Raw genomic sequence first — 19,519 nt, 5'->3', positions numbered from 1 at the left:
ATCAGTTCTGGTGAATCGAACGCACAAAGGCCACGATATCGGCGATCTCCTGCTCGCTCATGGCCGGGTTGCCACCCTTGGGCGGCATGGCCACGCCGGTCGTGTTGAGCGGGTCGGCGGCATCGCGGCCTTTCTTGATGAACTCGACCAGTTGCGCGTCGCTCTGTTGGCCCACCCATTCGCTGGTGGTCAGGTCTTTGCCCAGCCCAGTGACGCCTTTGGCTTCGGGGCCGTGACAGGCGACGCAGGCTGTGGAAAAGATCTTCCCGCCGTTCGCCGCATCGCCGACCGGGGCAGCGGCAACTTCCTGCGCAGCCGGCGCCGCCGTGGGTTCAGCCTTCGGCTCTTCGCCGCCACAGCCGGCCACCAGCATGACTGCCAGAACTACCATTGTGATGAGGTAAAGCTTTTTCGACATTGTCTTTCTCTCCTAAAAGAATCTGATTATGTGAATAGGGATTAGGAGATTGAGAGACTAGGCGATTATGGGGGCACGATACCACGAAATCGCACAGTCTCTCCATCTCTTTATCTCCAAATTCCCTCAATGATGATGCTCCGCCATTGCGTGCTCGATCCGTATGTGATCCCAGTCGAGTACCTTGCCGTCCACCTCGGCGGCAAAAGTCTCGGCGGCGGCTTGCGTCGCAAACGCAGCCAGCCCGTGGCCCATCGGCGTCTTGATCTGCTCGCTTTCGACATAATAGGCCGTCGTCGCGTCGATCCACTCCTCGCTGGTGTAGTCATGCACCCAGACGCCTGCCGGGATGATCTCGGCGTGTTTGCGCAGATAAGCCAGCATGTCGCCAATGTCGTCGAAGGGGAGACTCTGATAGCGCCCCGGACTCTCTTCGACGGCAATCGAACCGGCGAACTTCGGCTCGTTGATGATCATGCCACAGTCGGCGCACATTGTCTCACCGTAGTGAATCTTGGCCGGTGCGGGCGCGGCTGGCGTGGGTGTACAAGCCGCCAGCAGGACCACGAGCAACCCCATCAACCACCATCGCAGAACCATTCTCATCCTACACACTCCTTTCGTTTGCGTCTGCAGATACAACAGTATCCGCAGATGACGCAGATTTTCGCAGATGAATGCAGTCCCACTCTGCGAAAATCTGCGTCATCTGCGGATAACCTGTGAATCGCTCGCTGCGCCCAGAGTACAAACTCTCTGAGCTCCTGTGCGCCCTCCGCGCCCTCTGTGTAGTGCTCTACAAATCCCCGCGGAGGTTGAACCGCAGATACGCCGCCGCCGCCGGGCAACGCAATCCACGCCGCCATGATCGCCAGGAAGAGGAAGCGCAACTGCGCCCCGTACTCCTGCATGGCGTAGATGCCCGCCGGCCCCAGCAAGTCCAGCGTGGCGTTGATGTCCAGGATCGCCGCCATCTTGAAGGTCTGCAACGGGTTGGCCAGCGACAGCCACAACAGTTGGTCGATGGGCAGGCGCATGGTGATGGCCGTGCCCATCAGCCCCAGGTCGCCCAAAAAGACAAAGGCCAGCCACAGGAAGAGGCCGATGCCAATCGCAACGCCGGCGCGCTTGGTCAGCGCCGAAATCAGAAAACCGACGCTGAGCATGGTCAGGCTGAGCAGAAAGGTCTGCCCTGTCAGGCTCACGTAGGCGGTGGGCGAGCCGGCCCCGCCGTTGAGCGCCAGCACCACGCCGGCGATGCCAAAGCCCAGCGCCAGCGAGGCCAGCAGGCTCAACGCCAGCCCCAGATACTTGCCAGTGAAGACCTCGGCGCGGGTGACCGGCTGCGCCAGCAGATAAGCCAGTGTGCCCTGCTCCTGCCTCGTGCGCCAGGCTCTGCGCGCCGACGGTCAGCGCCATCAACGGGATGATCAGCAGCACCAGGTTGATCAGGCTGGCGGCGGTGCGGCCAAAGCCGGCAAAGCCGGAAATCCCCGCGCCGGCCAGCGACATATAGGAGAGCGCCAGCGCCAGCCCGATAAAGGCCAGTGTATAGAGCACGAACCAGCGGTTGTGCAGCGCATCGCGCAACTCTTTCTGCGCCAATGTCCAGATGATGCACTGATACTCATTGCTTCTACTCCATCTCGAAATCGGTCACGTGGATGTCGGCCTGGCGCAGCGTGTGGATCGGCCGCGCCTTCTCGCCGTGCGCCACGTCGACGATCACACCGACGCCGTTGCGGCGGGCGTTGAGGCCATCTGCGCGCAGCACTTCGAGCGCGCGATCGAGCTGACCAGCCGGCGCCATGAACTTGACCTGGGTGCGCAGCCCCACGCGCCGCGCCAGTTCGTCTCGCCGGGCAGGTGATACTGCAGCTGCCCTCGTTCCATCACCGCCACCCGGTCAGCCAGTGCTTCCACCTCTTCGATGCGGTGCGACGTAAAGACGACCGTCTTCCCAGCTTCCTTGACCTGCACCAGCAGTTGCAGCAACTGGCTGCGCGCCGCAGTGTCCAGGTTGGAGGTTGGCTCGTCCATGACCAGCACGGGCGGGTCGGCCAGCAGCGCCAGGCCCAGCGCCAGCCGCTGCTTCATGCCGCCGGAGAGCGCGCCCACCGGCTTGGCCGTGTGCTCCGCCAGCCCGACCTGTTCCAGGATCGGGGCGATGCGCGCCGATGGCGTGGCCTTGAGGCGGGCGTAGAAGTGCGCCATGTCCAGCGTGCTCATCTCCTTGTAGAAGGCGAGTTCCTGGGGCACGTAGCCGATCAGCCGGCGGGCGGCGCGCCCCTGTTTGCGCACGTCGCAGCCGTTGACCTGGATCTGCCCGCGGTAGCGCAGCAGCCCCAACAGGCACTTGATGACCGTGGTCTTGCCCGCGCCGTTGACGCCCCACAGGGCCACCGCTTCCTGCGGCGCTACGTCCAGCGTGAGATCGTCCACGGCGACGAACTTTCCATAGGTTTTGTGCAAATGCGTAAATGCAATCATAGCTCGTTCCAGCTTTCTTCAGCGTGGGCGCAGCCGCAAACCGGCCAGCAGCACAATCATTGCCACGGCAACCAGCGCCAGCGACAGCGTCAGATTGGCTACAAGTGGCGCCGGTGCAATGCCCGGCACAGGTGGCAGGCCCGGCGGCGCGGTCAGCGGCGCCGGGTCCGCCATCTTGGGCTGCGGCGCAAAAATCGGGAAGGCCTTGGCTGCCAGGTCCAGGGCGTCCGCCGCCGGGCCGAGTTGGAAAAGGCGCAACTCTGGATGGGCGCCGGCCAGGTTCTCGAAGAGGCTCTTGGACGTGTAGGGCAGGTCGCCGATCTGGTCGCCGTCGGCGTCGTAGCCGGCGTAGTCGCTCCAGTAGTTGCCGCGGCCCGCCGTGGCCCATGCGTTGCGCGTCAGGTCGCCGCCGCCGGCCACGTCGATCTGCTCGCCGTTGTCCAGGAAGATGTTGTCCTGAAAGTGATTTGCCTGGGTATTGGCGAGCAGTCTCCAGCCCGATCTCGTTGTAGGCGATCAGGTTGTTGCGATAGGTGACGGTCGTCCCCGGTTGCAGCGGCGAACTGTCCGAATAGACGCCGGCGCGGTTGTTGACGATGCGGTTGCCCTCCAGCAGCACGTCGCTGGCTTCCTTGAGGCCGATGCCATAGCCGCTGGGGCCGCGGTTGTCGGCGAGCAAGTTGCGCAGCAGCGTGAACCCTGTGCCGTACATCACATAGATGCCGACCGAGTTGTTGCGGAAAATATTCTCCTCGATCACATGATGGTCGGACTGCATCATGTGGAGGCCATAGCGGCCCTCGGCGAAGTCGTTGCCGCGCACGATGCTGTAGGGCGAGTACCAGAGCAGCGCGTCGCGCGTGTCGCGCATCACGTTCGCCTCGACCAGCGTGCGCGGGCTGTAGAAGATCTTCAGCCCGTCGCCGCGCCGCGAAATCGGCAGGTCCATGCCGTGGATCGTGTTGCCGCGGACGATGCTGTCGGGCGCCTGCTCCAGGTAGATGCCAAAGAGCGCGTCCTCGATGCGGTTGTTCTCCAGCACCGTGTTGGCGCCGGAGGAGCGAATGCCCGCGTCCTCGCGGTCGAGCGACTTGCCCGACCCGCGCACCTCAAAGCCGCGCACCGTCACGTCCGGCGCGGTGATGCGCACCACGTCGCCGCTGCCGTCACCCTGGATCACCGGCCAGCCCTGGCCTTCCAGCGTGAGCGGCTTGTCGATGAGGAGCGGCGCAGCGTAGGTTCCCGGCAGCACGACCAGCGTGTCGCCCGGCTGCGGCCGCGTCGATGCGGTCTTGCAGGGTGGCGTGGCCGCACTGCGGCGTCTCCGTGGTTGTTTGGTTGACGACCCGATCTGACGCAGAGACGCGGAGCGGCAGAGAAAACGCAGAGGCGGACATCAAGATCACGGCTCATCAGCGCAATTCCCGCCCATCTCACTCGATCTGCCATCTTTGTCTTCACTGCGTGCCTCGCCCCGTCCATCATTCACAATTCACAGTTCAGCATTCACAATTCACATCAACCAGCGTACTTACCCTGCCGCTGCACCCTTCTGCTTGCGCCTCCACCAGCGGCTTATACGCCCGCCGGTGAAAGAACAGCCCCACCAGGATCAGCGCGGACGCCGTCACTGCCAGCCAGAAGCCGGTCAACAGCCGCGGCACAGTGCTGAACTGGGCGATCTTGCCCACCCAGAGCACCGGCGGGATAAACGGATCGACGCTGCTGGAGAGCGGCGCTGCCGGGTCCAGATTCAGCCCGAAGTTGGCGAGCCAGAACTGCAGATCGGCCAGAAAGATGACCGGCAGAAAGAGCGCCGGCAGCACCAGCAGCGTCACCCACTTGGTGTGCACAAAGGCCGCCGCCAGGATCAGCAGCGGCCAGGGCCAATGATGCCGAAGACCGAAATCGACTGCTCGAAGACAGCCGCTTCGTTGAGCGGGCGCATGCCGATGTAATGGTTCAGCCCGTCGATCTCGGCGACGTCGCCGGTCATCTGGTTCACGTAGGCGGTGACGTAACAGCCCCGCCGGGTACTGCGGCGCGTTCAGCTTGAGCCGCCACCACGGCTGCTGGATCGAGATGATCAGCAGCACGGCCGCCGCCACAAAGAGCAACGTGGGCATGATGTAGCGTGCTCGATGCGCCTTGAATTCATCCGCCGGCACACGCGGCCCGATGAATTTTTCCATATCCGATGACATGTCAGGTCCTCTCTTAGAGATTGACTGGAGACTGGAGATTGAGAGATTGAGACTAGAGATCGGCCGTGGCGGCCAGCCAATCTCCCATCTCTCAATCTCCTAATCTCACTCCTTACGGCTCCACCATCATGTAGCCCATCATCTCCAGGTGCAGCGCCGAGCAGAACTCGGTGCAGTAGTAGGCGTAGGTGCCGTCATGGTCGGCGACGAACTGGAAGGTGGCGGTCTCGCCCGGCTCGATGCTCAGGCTCAGGTTCTGGCCGCCCAGGTCGAAGCCGTGGGTGGCGTCCGGCGCCGTCTCGATGTTGGTGATGTGCCAGGTGACATTGTCGCCCTTCTTCAGGTTCACATGCTCTGGCGTCAGGTGCGACCGAATCGAGGTCATGAAGATCGTCACGTTGTTGCCGTCACGCTCGATGCGTTCTTCGCCGGCTTGCCGTGGCGAATTCCGACGGCGCCTGGGCGATCGGATCCCAGCCCGTCTCCGGGTAGACTTCCCACGCATTGATCTTGTCGGCCTTGATCATCTGGGCGTAGTGCGGCTCGCCGATGCCCATGGGCATGTCGTAGATCACCTTCATGGCGTCGCCGCCGATGTCCAGCAGTTGCTCGTTTTGCGGCTTCAGCGGGCCGACGGGCAGGAAGCGATCCACGGCCCACTTGTTGAGCGCCACCAGGTACTGGCCATCCGGGCTGACCGTGTCGCCTTCCGCGGCGGAGATATGGCCGATGTTGTACTGCACCGGCAGCTTCTCCAACAGCTTGTAGCCGGCCGGGTCTTCGCCGCCCAGCGACCACTTGGCCACCGCGCTGTCCAGGAAGAGGCTCGTGTAGGCGTTGCCCTTGTCGTCATATTGCGTGTGCAGCGGCCCCAGGCCAAGTTCGACCTGCGCCAGCATCACTTCGTCGAAGTCCAGCACCGGGATGCCGAAGTCGTCGGTCGTCCAGTTGCCACCCTCGATGGCCTTCATGATCTTGTCGAAGGAGTAGATCGTCACGTGCGGGTCGAGCTTGCCGGCGACCGTGATGTATTTGCCGTCAGGCGTGACGTCCGCGCCGTGCGGGCTTTTGGGTTCCGGCGCCAGGAAGAGGATGCCTTCTTCCACCGCGGTGGGGATGCGAATCACGCGCATGCCGTTGATCACCTCGGTCTTGCCGGCCTGCTCGGCCACTTCCGCCGCCTTCTTCCAGTTGAAGATGTGCAGGTAGTCGGTGTCGCGCTGGCTGACGCCGGCCTCGAAGGGCGGGTTGCCCGACTCGACGCCGCCGGTCGCCATCTCTGTGTTGAAGCTGTTGCAGAAGCCCCAGCCGTCGGAGACCAACTTGCCAGCATCGCAGAGATCCTGCCAGTAGGGCGGAATCTCGATGCTGAAGGAGTTCTCCATGTCGATGCGGCCCTTTTCGCGGTCGAACTTGTACATGGTGATCAAGCCGCGGTACTTCTCCTTGTACTCGCTGATCGGCGCGTACTCCCAGCCCAGCGGCGTAGCATACTGGCTGGTCTGGATCACATACTCGGTGTTGGGCGGCACAAAGGACGAACCGTGATTGCTGATCAGGTTGGGGTCCTTGACGATCTGCTTGGTCTCGAAGTCGCGCAGGTCGATCACGGCGACGCGGGCGCTGGCCTTGTCGTTGATGAACAACCACTGGCCGTCATAGTCGCCGGCCGTCTCGCTCAGCGCGGGGTGATGGGTGTCGCCCATGCGGATCTTCGTCCCATCCACATTGCCGCCGTCGAGCACGGCCTCGGAGCCGACATCGCCGTAGCCGTAGCCTTGCCAGGACTCTGGCGTGAAGACGGCGATGTTCTTGAGGATGCGCATCGACGGCACGCCGATCACGACGACGTTGCCCGACTGGCCGCCGGACGAAAAGAGATAGTAGTCGTCCAGCTTGCCGCTGGGTACGTAGGTCTTGAGCGCAGCGTTGATGTCGTCGGGCGTCAGTCCGCGCGCAGCCGCAATGTCCATGGCCTCCGCGGGCATGCCGGCCTCCACATTGACCGCTTCGGGTGTAGGCGTTTCCTCTTCGCCGCCACAGGCCGTAATGAGGCCAGTAAGGAAGACGGCAATGAACAGCACTGACAATACTCGTCGCATACAGATTTCTCCTTTTGGTTTGGTTGGATGTTCCTATGACCGAAAAAGCGAACTGTTCTTGCTGCCTGCCGCGCTGGTAATCATTGTCGGCAAAGACAATCAAGAAAGGGAGCGCAATCGCATCCGTGGGGCAGACATCTTCGCACGCCGTGCAATAGGTGCAGCGGTCCGGGTAGAGCAGGACGGCCTTATCCTCGATTTGCGCCAGCGCCTGCGTTGGGCAAATGTCCACACAGCGGGCGCAGCCGGTGCAGCGGCTGGCGACGATTTGTGGTTGGATGGAAGGGTTCATGGCGCCTGTTCCTGTGCCGAAGTCTGTCTGCATGGCAACAGGGTACATGTGGCGCCGGCACTGCGCTGCGACTAAAGTCACATGCCAGAAAACGGAGAGAAATAGAAAACGGCGGCAGGTGCATCACCTGCCGCCGCAAAGAAGTGTGGACTATGGATTATGGATTAACGCACGGCAGCGCCGCCTGCCTCCAGTGCCACCTGGCTCGGCGTGGCGCCGACCTGGGGCGGGGCGGGCGTAGCGGTGGATGTCGCCTGGGCGGTCGGAACTGGCGTCCACCCACTCGGCGGGTCGCTGTAGACCGTCACTGGAATTGGCCCGCGCATCTGCCAGCGCTGTCCGGTCTCCCAGTCCACGTCCACCACCCAGCCCCGCCGCAGCAGACCAGGAATATCGTGGCGCGCGGCGACGTCGGTCACAAAGTAGGGGCCTTCCACTGCGCCGTCGCCCACCTGGATCCAGACCCGGCGGCCGATGTCGCCGGCGCGCAGCAGCGCTATGCGGCCGATGCACTCGGTGCACTCTGGCAGGTTGTTCACCCGCTCGCGGTAGTCGACGACCCGGTCCATCACGTAGGGTGCATAGTACATCGCCAGACCGCCGGCTGGGAGCGGCGTCTGCTCGAAATAGCCAGGCGCCAGGTGCTGCCAGTTGGCGACGTAAGGCATGAGCGGGGCATAGGTGTGGGCCAGCGGCGTGCGCGCCGCAGCAGGCGCTGGCGTAGTAGTCGGCTTCCCGGTTGCGGCGGCGCTAACCGTCGTCGTCACACCGGCGGCCGGCGTAATTGTTGTTGTGGGTGAAGGCGTAGCTGTCGGGGCCGTCGGTTGGTGTGGCGGATGGGTGTGGAAGTCGATGTTTCGGTGGGTGTAGCTGTCGGTGTTTCGGTTGGTGCGGCGGTGGGCGTGGAAGTCGATGTTTCGGTAGGTGTAGCTGTCGGCGTTTCGGTTGGTGCAGCGGTGGGCGTGGGTGCAGGTGCTGGCACGGTCTCCGTCACCAGCACGATCTGTTCGACCTGGATGACGTCGGTCACAACAACCGTCTGCGTCACCGGCACGATGACTTCGACGCGCACGGTTTCAGTCACCGGCACGATCTGCTCCACCTTGACGACGTCGGTCACAACAACCGTCTGTGTCACCGGCACGACCTGCTCGACCTTGACGACGTCGGTCACAACAACCGTCTGCGTCACCGGCACGATGACTTCGACACGCACGGTTTCAGTCACCGGCATGATCTGCTCGATCCGAACCACCTGCTCCACCGGCACAACCTGGGTCACAAGCACGGTCTGTTCCACCGGCACGATCTGTTCCACGGTGATTACCTGGGTCACGGGCACGATCTCATCCACGCGCACTGTCTCCGTGACGTAGACGGTCGCGACGACCGGCACGATCTCCTGAACCTGGACAGTCTCGGTGACATAGATCGTTTCGACCACGGGAATTACCTCGCGGACGGTCTCGGTCACATAGACGGTCTGGGTGACGGGAACAATGACTTGGACAGGGATGGTTTCGGTCACATAGCGGGTTTCGGTGACATATTCAGTGACAACGACAGTTTCGACGACCGGCTGGGGCGCGCCCGCCTCCAGATCTGGGTTGGCGGTGCTGCCGGACGGTTCTTCATCGTCCCCCCCCGCCTGTTCCACTCCGGCGCCGGGTGATGGCGCTGCTGCCAGGGCTGTCAGTGGGGTAAGACGCGAGCCAGGCTGCGAACATCAAACGGACAAGATAACGCGACACTTACGATTGACGGCTCCTTTCCGTGATTGCCTGCCGCAGGAATTCAGAGTCAGCGGGGGAAGCAGCGGCAGGTTCACGAAGTCCACGCTGTTCGCTAATGCGCCACCGCGGGCGTCGCCCGCAACGATCGCTAGAAACAGACGATGCCAGCGCGGATCATTGGTCAGTTCGGGGTGGAAAGCGGTGGCCAGAATCTTGTCCTGACGCACTGCCACCACCACCGCAGCGTCGCGGCCTGGCACAGTGGCCAGGACGGCGACAGTAGGTCCATAGGCGACAATGGCCGGCGCGCGGATGAAGACGGCATGAAACGGTTCCTCACCGAGTTGCGGCGCATCGAGCAAAGCCTCAAAGCTCTCCGTTTGCCGGCCAAAGTAGTTGCGGTTGACAGTAACATCCAGCCCGCCGATCAGCGGTTGACCGCCCGGCTTTCTGGTCGGTCACCCGATCGGCCAGGAGGATCAGCCCGGCGCAAGTGCCCCAGGTAGGCCTTCCGCCGTGCACCCAGGCGCGCAGCGGGTCCACCATGCCCTTGACGCTCGGCGATCAGCCCCATGGTCGTGCTCTCGCCGCCGGGCAGGATCAAACCGTCCAGCCCGATCAACTGCTCTGGCTTGCGCACCTCAACGGCCTGTGCGCCCACCTGGCGGATCATGGCGGCGTGTTCAGCAAAAGCCCCCTGGAGGGCGAGTACTCCGATCGTCGTGGTCATTGTTCTGTCATGATGAGGAAAGAGTGAGGGGGTGAGAGGGTAAAATCGCTCACCCTCTCACCCTCCCTCACAAATCACCACCCGCGGCGCCGCCATCTTCTCATTGTCAGCCAGCGTGTCGATGTTGATGCCGACCATCGGCTCGCCCAGGTTTTCGCTCACTTCGGCCAGCACCTGCGGGTCGTTGTAATGGGTCACGGCCATGACGATGGCACGGGCGCGCTTGGCCGGGTCGCCGCTCTTGAAGATGCCAGAGCCGACGAAGACGCCGTCCACGCCCAACTGCATCATCAACGCGGCATCCGCCGGTGTGGCGACGCCGCCTGCGGCAAAGTTCACCACCGGCAGCCGGCCCAGCGCCGCGGTCTGCGCCACGAGTTCATAGGGCGCCTGGATCTCTTTGGCGAAGGTGAACATTTCGTCTTCGTCCATGGTCTGCAGGCGGCGGATGTCGCGGTTCATCTGGCGGGCGTGGCGCACCGCTTCGACAACATTGCCGGTGCCCGCTTCGCCCTTGGTGCGAATCATCGCCGCGCCTTCGGCGATGCGGCGGAGCGCCTCGCCCAGGTTGCGTGCGCCGCAGACAAAGGGCACGGTGAACTTGTGTTTGTTGATGTGGTTCTCTTCATCTGCCGGGGTCAGCACTTCGCTTTCGTCGATGTAATCCACGCCCAGCGCCTGGAGAATCTGCGCCTCGACAAAGTGGCCGATGCGCGCCTTAGCCATGACCGGCACCGTGACCGCAGCGATGATGCTCTTGATCATCTGCGGATCGCTCATGCGCGACACGCCGCCGTCGCTGACGAATGTCGGCAGGCACCCGCTCCAGCGCCATTACCGCGCAGGCGCCGGCCTCTTCGGCAATCCGCGCCTGCTCCGCCGTGACGACGTCCATAATTACGCCGCCCTTGAGCATCTGCGCCAGTCCGGCCTTCACCGCCAGGGTGCCGGTGAGTTTTTCATCGTTGCCGGGACCATTCTGCTTTCCATTCTGATTCGTCATCTTCATATTCCCTGTTTGTCAAGCTAAATCCATGCACCAGACCAGATACGGTACCAGATCATCGACGGTTTGTCCATTTGGCGCGCGGGCAAGGGATTTTCGCCCGCTTGCAGGGCAAGACGTCCGCAGCTTGAGATGAAGCGGTGTGCTTCAGGCCGGTGGGTCTGTCGTGTACGCGCACTTTTAGTTCGTGCAATGTACCTGGTACACTATGCGCATCCTGGTGTAGTTGGGCGATGAGATCGTCATTGATCGTCCATGCGCTATCTGTAGATGCGGTCTGTGCGCTTGTTCACTCTACACGGGCTATCGCATGACGCGAATCGTCTTTCACGAAGATGAGGAACTGCGCGTAACTGTCAATCTCGCCACGGTCGCGAACCACCAGGTGGCGTTCGTCTTTTCATATCACCGGCAGACCAACGAGCCGCTTCCCGACACCGGCTACGCTGAATCGTGGCTGACCAGAAACGCATTTGATGTCGTGGCCTTCATGGCCAAGCAGAACAACTGGTTTCAGTCGATCAGCACAGTGCTGTTGGATGAACTCAATGCCTACCTTCATCAGACGGCGCCCCACCACCGGTTGCGGGTGGCACTGGGCGCATCAATGGGGGGGTATGGCGCCATGCAGTTTGCCAAGTTGCTAGGTTGCAGGCGGGTGCTCGCCTTCTCCCCGCAGTATTCGATTGCCGATAACTTCGATAGCCGCTATCTCGCCGAATCGCAAGCGATCACATTCAATTGGGCGGTTACTGCGGAGATGTGCCAACGTGATATCGAGTATTACATTGTCTATGACCCTTTCCACAAGATGGATCGCCGCCACACTGCCATGTACGAAGCAGTCGAGACCTGCACGGTGCAGAAATACCCAGTGCGCGGTTCAGGTCACTTGACACCCGTTTATTTGCAGCAAATCGGCTGTCTGAACGCCCTGGTGGAATCCGTTCTGCAGGGCAGGGGTTTTCCCACTATCGACCATCGGACCCTGCGCAAGCAGTCGGTGCTCTACCTGTACAATGTGGCTAAAGCCATGTTGAAACGAAAGAAGCCGGGGATCGCCGCCAGCATCCTGGATGCAGCGGTGCTGGCTTATCCTGACGCGGCGGAGTTGTGCAGCCTGCAAAGCCGTGCTCGCGACGCGCAACTCGCCGGCGGCAGAGGCGACGCCGTATAGACTGCTGCGGTGAGCAGCGCCGGGGATTGATCCCCCGGCGCAAAGACTGCCCCGCGCCCGCGTCCGTGCTTGACAGAGTATGTTACACTACACGTGTGCCACCATTGACCGGGCCGTGCGCGTGCGTCCGGGGCCGGTCGGCAATCACATCAGGTTCTGTGTACACCCCTGGCAAGGCTCTACTGAAAGGAACACAGATGGATTTCCAAACTGTTGCCAGCCGTCAAAGGGTTGCCCTGGTGGCCTGTCCGCTTGCCTCGCGCAACACGATCCCGCTGGCGTTGCCCAGCATTGCCGCCTATGCCGAACTGCACGGCTATCCGGTTGCCTGCTGGGATCTGAACCTGGAGTTCCAGGAGATTCTGCACGCGCGCGGTGTGCCGGCTGACTTCTGGAATGTGCTGAACTGGTACGGTCTGGAGTCAGAGCGGGAGTGCATCATGGAGGAACTGGCGGACGAATGGGCCGCGATCATCCTGCGCGATGCACCGACGGTTGTCGGTTTCTCGGTCACGGCAGTTTCGGCGGCGGTCAGCCTGATCGTTGCCAAGGCCGTCAAGCGGCTCGACCCAACCGTGAAGACGGTTTTCGGCGGCCCCGAATGCATTGTGGGCTGGCCCCGCTTCATCGCCAAAAAGTCCGTGGACTTTGTCGTGGTGGGTGAAGGTGAACAGCCCTTTGTGGAGTTGCTGCAGGCGCTGGATCAGGGGCGTGAGCAGATCGACATGCCGGCGGTTGTCACGAAGCAGTCAAACGGTGCTGCGCCGCAGAATGCTGTCAATCATAACCTGGACGCGCTGCCCTATCCTGCGTTTTCAAAGATGGCGCTGGCGCGCTATGCCCGCAACGGGCGCCTCGAACTGCCGATTCTGGGCAGCGTCGGCTGCGTTCAGAACTGCACGTTCTGCTCGCGCCATTTTCTGCATGGCGGCTTCCGCTGCCAAGTCCCCGCAGCGCATCGTCGACGAACTGCAGCACAACATTGCGACCTACGGCGCCCGTGAATTCCTCTTTGTCGATTCGCTGATCAATGGCAAGATCAAGCAGTTGACCGGCTGGACAACGGCTGTTATCGCACAGGGGCTGGATATCCGCTGGCATGCCAACGCAATTCTCAGCCCCAAGAACACCGCGGAGCTGCTGCAGACCATGCGCGATGCCGGCTGCATGCGCCTCTGGTACGGACTGGAGAGCGGTTCGTCACCGGTGCTGAAAGATATGCGGAAGCTTGCAGACGTGGCGCGCATCGAGCAGAATTTGCGGGACACGCACGCCGCGGGCATTTACGTCACCTGCTATATGTTCGTTGGTTATCCGACCGAAACCGAAGCCGATTTTCAGGCGTCACTCGACTTCCTGGAACGCAATCATGCGTCAATCGATTCGATTCTCCCCAGCATCTGCTACATCGGCGAGGGCACGACGCTGGACGAGAAACAGGCGGCATACGGGCTGGTCGGCGGCAGGGTCGACTGGCAGAATGAAAACAGCACACCGGCGTTGCGCGAAGCCCGCTATGCGCAACTCGTCGCTTTCGCCGAGAGAGCTCGGCATCGTGGTGCATCGCCGCGGCCTGGTTGACTTTCTGCCTATACCGAAGGCGCACGCAACACCAGCATAGAATGATTGCCGCCCGTATGAGGTGCGGCGCAACCGCAGGATTGAGGGGGGAGGGCGTATGAGCGCGACACCATCCATGCCGGCTGGCGTGCAGCCGCAGACCGGGCAGAAGCCACCGGCACAAAAGCCGTCTGACCAGAAACCATCAAAACCGCCGGGTGCGCCGGCGTCGCCCCTGGGCCTCGACGACCTGCTCCGCGTCACGGGGCCGCGTATCTGGATTGGATTGCTCGCCCTGCTGACCGTCGTCGTCGGCATCCTGGTCTGGAGCATCGTGGGCGTCATCCCGCAGATTGTACCCGGCGATGGGATGCTCCTCCGCGCCGACGTGCAGAAAATCATGGCGCCGACGGACGGCTCCATCAAGACGGTTGCAGTCACTGAGGATCAACAGGTGAAGGCTGGCGACGTGGTCGCAACGCTGCTCAGCGCGGATGGTGCTGTCGTGGATTTGAAGGCATCCCAGGACGGCCTTGTCACCGGCATCAATATTCCGCCCGGCTTTCCCGTGAAGCAAGGCGATGCGATCATGACAATTGAGGATACCTCGGTGCCGCTGCTCGGCGTTGTCTATGTGCCATTGTCAACCGGCAAGCAGATCACGCCAGGCATGAAAGTGCAGCTTGCGCCCTCGGTGGTGGATACCGACAATTACGGCTACTTGACGGGCGTTGTGAATGCCATCTCCGAATTTCCGATCACCCAGGATGACCTGCTCGGCGGCGCCATGGCCGCGGTCGCCGCTTCCCGACAATTGGGTGAAGGCGGCCCTGTCCTGCGGTTGATCGTCAACCTGGATACTGCCGACACGCCTTCGGGGTACAACTGGTCATCGTCGAAGGGGCCGAATTACGAGTTGCGCAACGGTACGGCAACTCAAGCTCGCATCATTATCGGCGAAAGTCGCCCCATCGAGTATTTCTTGCCGCTGGGCCAGTAACCGGGTACTGCTATGGCTAACGCACCTGCTCCACCTACCAGCACCAAAGCGCCGGCTCAGCCGGCGCCCGCGCTCCGCACGCAGAAACGCCGCCGCACGCCGACCATCGTTCAGATGGAGACGACGGAATCAGGCGCCGTTGCCCTGGCCATCGTCCTCGGCGCCTACGGCCTCTACATGGATCAGGACATCCTGCGCAAGGCTTGCGGCACTGGCCGCGATGGCGCTGCGCCGGAGAATGTAGTCAAGGCCGCCATCAGCTTCGGCATGACGGCCGAACTGTACAACGACATCAGCACCGCCGAGGTTCTCACCCTGCCCGCGCCGCTGATTGCGCTCGGTGAAGGCGGCCAGTACGTAGTCGTGGAGGGGTACAGCGCCAGCGAAGTCTACGTCAACAACCCTGCCAGCGGCGCCAAGACCTACACTCGCCGCGATTTCAAGAGCCTGTTCGACAATCGGGCCATCACCCTGGCGCCGGGACCGGGTTTCAAGAAGGGTGGGAAAGCGCCGAATAACCTGGCTGCGCTGACGGCGCGCCTGCACGGCAGCAAGATCTCATTGGCGTTTGTCCTGCTTGCGAGCATCGGCCTCATCCTGCCCCTGCTGCTCACCCCGCTCTTCACCCAGGTCTTCATCGACCAGTTCCTGGGCAGCCAGACCAACAACATGCTCATCTTGTTGTTGGCCGGCATGTTGATTACGGCGCTGCTGCGCGGCGCCCTGACCTGGCTGCAGACCCAGTATCTGCTGCGGCTGCAGACCAAACTCTCGCTGGGCATGTCGGCCGACTTCTTCTGGCATGTGCTGCGCCTGCCCATCGACTTTTTTACCCAGCGCTACCGTGGCGAGATCAGCTCGCGCATCAGCCTGAACGATACGGTGGCCGCGGTGCTTTCCCAAGAACTGACGATGGCCACGGTCAACATCATCATGGCCGTCTTCTACCTGGGGATGATGCTCTACTACGATATTGTGCTGACGACAGTGGTGCTCGCCTTCGGCTTGTTGAACATTGTAATCCTGCGTTTCATCTCACGCCTGATTTCTGACTCTAACAAGCGGCTGCTCCAGCAAAGCGGCAAGCTGCAGGGCGTCTCCATGAACGGCATCCAGACCATTGAGACGCTCAAATCCACCGGACGCGAATCTGACTTTTTTGCCCGCTGGACTGGGCTGCAGGCCAATGTGTACAATGCCCAGCAGGGGCTGCAAGTCCCGATCCAGATTCTCAACGCCGTGCCGGCGCTGCTTTCGTCGCTGAGCGTGGCGCTGATTTTGGTCCTCGGCGGTCTGCGCATCATGGACGGCGACTTCACGGTCGGTATGCTCGTCGCCTTTCAGTCACTGGCCGTCAGTTTTCTTGCCCCGATGGGCGACCTGCTGGATCTCGGCAGCACCTACCAGCAGGCAACCAGTGCCGTCCTCCGCCTGGACGACATGCTGCAGACCCCGGCCGATGAGATGCTCACCGTGACCGGCAGCCAGGCCCCCCAGGCCGCCGCGGTTACGCCCAAGCTCACCGGGCGGCTGGAACTGCGCAATGTCACCTTTGGCTATGACCCGTTCGGACCGGCCCTCATCGAGAACCTGGACCTCGCACTGGAACCCGGCAGCCGCGTCGCCCTGATCGGCGGTTCCGGCAGCGGCAAGTCGACCATCGCCAATCTCGTGGTGGGGCTGTACATGCCCTGGTCGGGCGACATCTTGTTCGACGGCCAGCCGCGCAGCGCCATTCCCCTCCAGGTGATGACCAACTCGCTGGCCAAAGTCGACCAGAGCATCTTTCTCTTCGAAGGTACTGTGCACGATAATCTCACCCTTTGGGATCCCACCGTACCACAGGAGCACGTGCTGCAAGCGGCGCGCGATGCCTGCATCCATGACACCGTCTCGGCGCGGGCCGGCGCCTACCAGAGCATCGTGGCCGAAGGCGGCGCCAACTTCAGCGGTGGTCAGGCGCAGCGCCTGGAGATCGCCCGGTCGCTGGTTTTCAATCCATCGATTTTGATCCTCGATGAAGCGACCAGTGCCCTCGACCCGCCCACCGAAGCAGAAATCGACAACTACCTGCGCCGGCGCGGTTGCACCTGCCTGATCGTCGCTCACCGCCTGAGCACGATTCGCGACTGTGACGAAATCATCGTGCTCCAGCACGGCAAAGTAGTGCAGCGGGGCACGCACGAAGCGATGTACCAGATCGCCGGTCCTTACCGTGACCTGATCCAGGCCCAGACCGCCGAGGACACCCAACAGGATGCGGCTTCACCCGGTGCGGACAGTGCGGCTGATCCGCAAGGTGCAGCGGTCGAAGCAGCAGGGAGCGCAGCCGCTGCATCAGCACCCGGCGCCGACAGTGTGGCTGATCCGCCCGGCGCAGCATCCGACCCGCCCGGCGCAGCCGGCGTCCCGGCGTCTGGCGCGCCGGCTGAACCGGCAGACAGTGCGGCGGCGGATTCACCGGCGCCTGCCGAAGCAGACCAGGGGCGTGACGCATGAGCACACCGGCAGATGTGACGTCATCGACCACAGAAAACACCCTGGCCGCGGTGGCGGCGCAGGCCAGCGCGCCCATCGCCATGGGCGGCAATCGTCCCGTGTTGCTCATCGACCCGAACCAGGTGTTGGTCGTGATCGACGGCGCCGTCGACCTCTTCTCCGTGCCGGTCAAGGACAATGCCGTTGCCGGCGCCCGCGAGTTTATCGGACAAGTAACCGCCGGTGGCCTGCTGATGGGCATTGCCCAGGTGGCCGCCGACGCGACCCAGACCTTCGCCGTGCTGGCCGTTGGGACGGTCAACACGACGATCAGCAAACTGGATCGGGCCTGGCTGACGACGGTTCAAGCCGATCCCGCTTTGCAGGCGGAATTGGCGGCTGGCATCGACGCCTGGCTCAGCGCGCTCTCTGGTGTGTTCGTCGAAGATGTACCGCCCAGCACCGCGGTCTCGCTGGAGGCTGGCAACACGGTCACGCTCCGGGCAGGTGCGGATGCCGTCCCCGGTGCGCGCGTTGTGTGGATGCGCACTGAGACGGGCAGCGTACAGATCGGTGGCGACGCCACGCAGCCGGCCCTCCCCGCCGATAACTGGTTCCCCTTGGCCCAGTTGGACAGCACAAGCGATGTGTGGATCCGCGCCAGCGCAGCAGCCACTCTGCATGTCTGCAGCACGCTCGACCTGATTCGCACTGCTGCGCTTGCGTCGGCGCTGGCGGCCTTCCAGCCAATCCTGGCCAGCGGCATTCAACGCCGGCACCTGGCGATCCTCGCCGATGCCCAGGCGCAGCTTGCCGAGCGCACCGCCCTTGTCCAGACAAAAATTACCGCGGCCGCGCACGAACTGGCCCAAGCCATGCGACTGCCTCACCGCAGCAAGGTCAGCGCCCCTGCGGTCGCCCCTGCGATCCCCGCCGCCGATGGCTCGGCGCTGTTGACAGCCTGCCAACTGGTCGGCGATACCCTGGGCATTGTCTTTTCACCGCCGACGCAGGCCGAGCGGGTGCTGGCCAACCGCGACCCGCTCTCCCAGATTACCTTTGCGTCGCGCATCCGTTCACGCCGGGTGCGGCTTGATCTCCGACTGGTGGCGCGGGGACAGCGGTCCGCTGCTCGGCTACTTCAAAGATGGCTCGCCGGTGGCCTTGCTGCCCCACTCCACCTCCAGCTACGACGCCGTCGACCCGCGCACCCTGCAGCACACGCGCATCGATGCCGACTTCGCCGAAAAGCTGCAGGACGATGCCTACACCTTCTACCGCCGGCTCCACGACGAACCGGTGACCATCGGCGATACGATCCGTTTCTCCCTGCGCGGTCTGGGTAGAGACCTCACGCTCATCTTCGTCTTTGGGCTGGCACTGGCGCTGCTCGGCTTGTTGGTGCCGATTGCCACCGGTTGGTTGGTGGACACGGTGATTCCCAGCGGGCGCCGCAGCGATCTGCTGGCGTTGGGCGTCGTCCTGGTGGCGGCATCCATTGCCGCCATGCTCTTTTCTATCGCCCAGCAGTTCGCTGTGCTGCGGATGCAAACCCGGAGCACAGCAGCACTGTCGTCCGCTGTCTGGGACCGCCTGCTGGGGCTGCCGGCCGGTTTCTTTCGCCAGTACACCGCCGGCGATCTGGCCAATCGCGCCTATGGCGTCAGCCGTATTCGCCAGTTGCTCAGCGATGCGACCGTAACCGCCATGGTCAGCGGCCTCTTCTCCCTGGTCAATTTTGCCTTGCTCTTCTACTACAGCGTGGAACTGGCGCTGGTCGCCGTCGTCCTGGCGCTGATCATCCTGATGGTGACGCTGAGCGTCAGCTTCTTCCAACTGCGGACACGGCGCAAGGTGAGTGACGCGCAGGGTGAGGTGTCGGGCGTGGAACTTCAGCTTCTGAACGGCGTCACCAAGCTGCGCGTGGCTGGGGCCGAAGCCAATGCCATGGGCGTCTGGTCGAATGTCTACGCCAAGCAGCAGATGTACACCTACAAGGCGGGCACGATCGACAATGGCCTCATGGTCTTCGAGTCGATCTTTCCGCTGCTGAGTTCGATCTGTCTCTTTGCCGCCATCGGCTACTGGTTGGGCGGCAGCACGTTCGCCACCGGGACGTTCGTCGCCTTCAATGTCGCGTTTGGCCAGTTCCTGAACGCGGCGATCAAGCAGGTGAATGCCTTCACCAGCGTTGTTGGAAGCGGTTCCCTACTACGAACGCGCCAAGCCCATCCTGGACATGCAGCCGGAAGTCACCAGCTGACAAGGTTGACCCGGGCACGTTGAGCGGGCGGCTGGACGTGAACCACATCCAGTTCCGCTACAGCGA

17 protein-coding genes and 4 pseudogenes are annotated in these 19,519 nt (G+C 62.7%); 7 read left to right on the top strand and 14 right to left on the bottom strand.

Translation table 11 applies throughout. From position 1 onward, the window contains the following. Nucleotide 1: 1 nt before the first annotated feature. The 14 genes and pseudogenes from V9G19_RS10860 to pdxS form a co-directional block, all read right to left on the bottom strand. A complete protein-coding gene (locus V9G19_RS10860; RefSeq protein WP_462285477.1) occupies nucleotides 2–418 on the bottom strand; it encodes a c-type cytochrome in 417 nt (138 codons plus the stop codon). A gap of 126 nt (nucleotides 419–544) precedes the next feature. Beyond that, nucleotides 545–1,024, bottom strand: coding sequence for a nitrous oxide reductase accessory protein NosL (locus V9G19_RS10855; RefSeq protein ID WP_462285476.1), 480 nt, complete (start codon nucleotides 1,022–1,024; stop codon nucleotides 545–547). Next, the gene (locus V9G19_RS10850) at nucleotides 1,021–1,782 is read right to left on the bottom strand and encodes an ABC transporter permease (RefSeq protein ID WP_462286218.1); all 762 of its coding nucleotides are present in this window, start codon (nucleotides 1,780–1,782) and stop codon (nucleotides 1,021–1,023) included. The genes V9G19_RS10855 and V9G19_RS10850 overlap by 4 nt, the downstream gene beginning before the upstream one ends. A gap of 361 nt (nucleotides 1,783–2,143) precedes the next feature. Beyond that, entirely contained in the window at nucleotides 2,144–2,890 is a 747-nt protein-coding gene (locus V9G19_RS10845) for an ABC transporter ATP-binding protein (RefSeq protein ID WP_462285475.1), read from the bottom strand. 36 nt (nucleotides 2,891–2,926) lie between these two features. Then, nucleotides 2,927–3,397, bottom strand: a complete 471-nt coding sequence (locus V9G19_RS10840; protein ID WP_462286217.1) for a NosD domain-containing protein — start codon at nucleotides 3,395–3,397, stop codon at nucleotides 2,927–2,929. Between the two features lie 73 nt (nucleotides 3,398–3,470). After that, a pseudogene (locus V9G19_RS10835) lies at nucleotides 3,471–4,016 on the bottom strand (NosD domain-containing protein); the annotation flags it as partial. Nucleotides 4,017–4,407: 391 nt separating this feature from the next. Then, nucleotides 4,408–5,112, bottom strand: a complete 705-nt coding sequence (locus tag V9G19_RS10830; RefSeq protein WP_462285474.1) for a hypothetical protein — start codon at nucleotides 5,110–5,112, stop codon at nucleotides 4,408–4,410. Nucleotides 5,113–5,224: 112 nt separating this feature from the next. Then, on the bottom strand, nucleotides 5,225–5,509 hold the full coding sequence (locus V9G19_RS10825; protein ID WP_462285473.1) for a cupredoxin domain-containing protein: 285 nt from the start codon (nucleotides 5,507–5,509) through the stop codon (nucleotides 5,225–5,227). A 10-nt stretch (nucleotides 5,510–5,519) separates the two neighbouring features. Then, nucleotides 5,520–7,196, bottom strand: coding sequence for a Sec-dependent nitrous-oxide reductase (nosZ, locus tag V9G19_RS10820; protein WP_462285472.1), 1,677 nt, complete (start codon nucleotides 7,194–7,196; stop codon nucleotides 5,520–5,522). 160 nt (nucleotides 7,197–7,356) lie between these two features. Beyond that, a pseudogene (locus tag V9G19_RS10815) lies at nucleotides 7,357–7,506 on the bottom strand (ATP-binding protein); the annotation flags it as partial. A gap of 164 nt (nucleotides 7,507–7,670) precedes the next feature. Continuing rightward, nucleotides 7,671–8,174: a hypothetical protein gene (locus V9G19_RS10810; RefSeq protein ID WP_462285471.1), complete on the bottom strand. Its 504-nt coding sequence runs from the start codon at nucleotides 8,172–8,174 to the stop codon at nucleotides 7,671–7,673. 95 nt (nucleotides 8,175–8,269) lie between these two features. Further along, the gene (locus V9G19_RS10805; RefSeq protein ID WP_462285470.1) at nucleotides 8,270–9,163 is read right to left on the bottom strand and encodes a hypothetical protein; all 894 of its coding nucleotides are present in this window, start codon (nucleotides 9,161–9,163) and stop codon (nucleotides 8,270–8,272) included. 204 nt (nucleotides 9,164–9,367) lie between these two features. Beyond that, nucleotides 9,368–9,969: pseudogene (pdxT, locus tag V9G19_RS10800) on the bottom strand (pyridoxal 5'-phosphate synthase glutaminase subunit PdxT); the annotation flags it as partial. A 74-nt stretch (nucleotides 9,970–10,043) separates the two neighbouring features. Further along, nucleotides 10,044–10,972, bottom strand: a pseudogene (pdxS, locus tag V9G19_RS10795) (pyridoxal 5'-phosphate synthase lyase subunit PdxS). Nucleotides 10,973–11,201: 229 nt separating this feature from the next. Here pdxS and V9G19_RS10790 point away from each other — a divergent pair. From V9G19_RS10790 to V9G19_RS10760, 7 genes are all read left to right on the top strand, one after another. Beyond that, the gene (locus V9G19_RS10790) at nucleotides 11,202–12,152 is read left to right on the top strand and encodes an alpha/beta hydrolase-fold protein (RefSeq protein ID WP_462285469.1); all 951 of its coding nucleotides are present in this window, start codon (nucleotides 11,202–11,204) and stop codon (nucleotides 12,150–12,152) included. Nucleotides 12,153–12,349: 197 nt separating this feature from the next. Beyond that, nucleotides 12,350–13,156 (top strand): B12-binding domain-containing radical SAM protein, encoded by an 807-nt coding sequence (locus V9G19_RS10785; protein ID WP_462285468.1) that lies wholly within the window; start codon nucleotides 12,350–12,352, stop codon nucleotides 13,154–13,156. Further along, on the top strand, nucleotides 13,077–13,733 hold the full coding sequence (locus V9G19_RS10780) for a B12-binding domain-containing radical SAM protein (RefSeq protein ID WP_462285467.1): 657 nt from the start codon (nucleotides 13,077–13,079) through the stop codon (nucleotides 13,731–13,733). The genes V9G19_RS10785 and V9G19_RS10780 overlap by 80 nt, the downstream gene beginning before the upstream one ends. Before the next feature lie 97 nt (nucleotides 13,734–13,830). Continuing rightward, a complete protein-coding gene (locus tag V9G19_RS10775; protein ID WP_462285466.1) occupies nucleotides 13,831–14,712 on the top strand; it encodes a biotin/lipoyl-binding protein in 882 nt (293 codons plus the stop codon). Nucleotides 14,713–14,724: 12 nt separating this feature from the next. After that, nucleotides 14,725–17,211: an NHLP family bacteriocin export ABC transporter peptidase/permease/ATPase subunit gene (locus V9G19_RS10770; RefSeq protein ID WP_462285465.1), complete on the top strand. Its 2,487-nt coding sequence runs from the start codon at nucleotides 14,725–14,727 to the stop codon at nucleotides 17,209–17,211. Further along, the gene (locus V9G19_RS10765) at nucleotides 17,208–18,536 is read left to right on the top strand and encodes a hypothetical protein (RefSeq protein WP_462285464.1); all 1,329 of its coding nucleotides are present in this window, start codon (nucleotides 17,208–17,210) and stop codon (nucleotides 18,534–18,536) included. Before V9G19_RS10770 ends, V9G19_RS10765 begins: the two co-directional genes overlap by 4 nt. After that, nucleotides 18,490–19,476, top strand: coding sequence for an ABC transporter transmembrane domain-containing protein (locus V9G19_RS10760; RefSeq protein ID WP_462285463.1), 987 nt, complete (start codon nucleotides 18,490–18,492; stop codon nucleotides 19,474–19,476). The genes V9G19_RS10765 and V9G19_RS10760 overlap by 47 nt, the downstream gene beginning before the upstream one ends. Nucleotides 19,477–19,519 lie beyond the last annotated feature (43 nt).

The sequence above is a fragment of the Nostocoides sp. genome (genome assembly GCF_037045025.1).
In the GTDB taxonomy this organism is placed as follows: Bacteria; Actinomycetota; Actinomycetes; order Actinomycetales; family Dermatophilaceae; genus Nostocoides_A.
The sequence above is the reverse complement of the archived record's forward strand: the minus strand, read 5'-3'. Positions and strand labels throughout refer to the sequence as shown.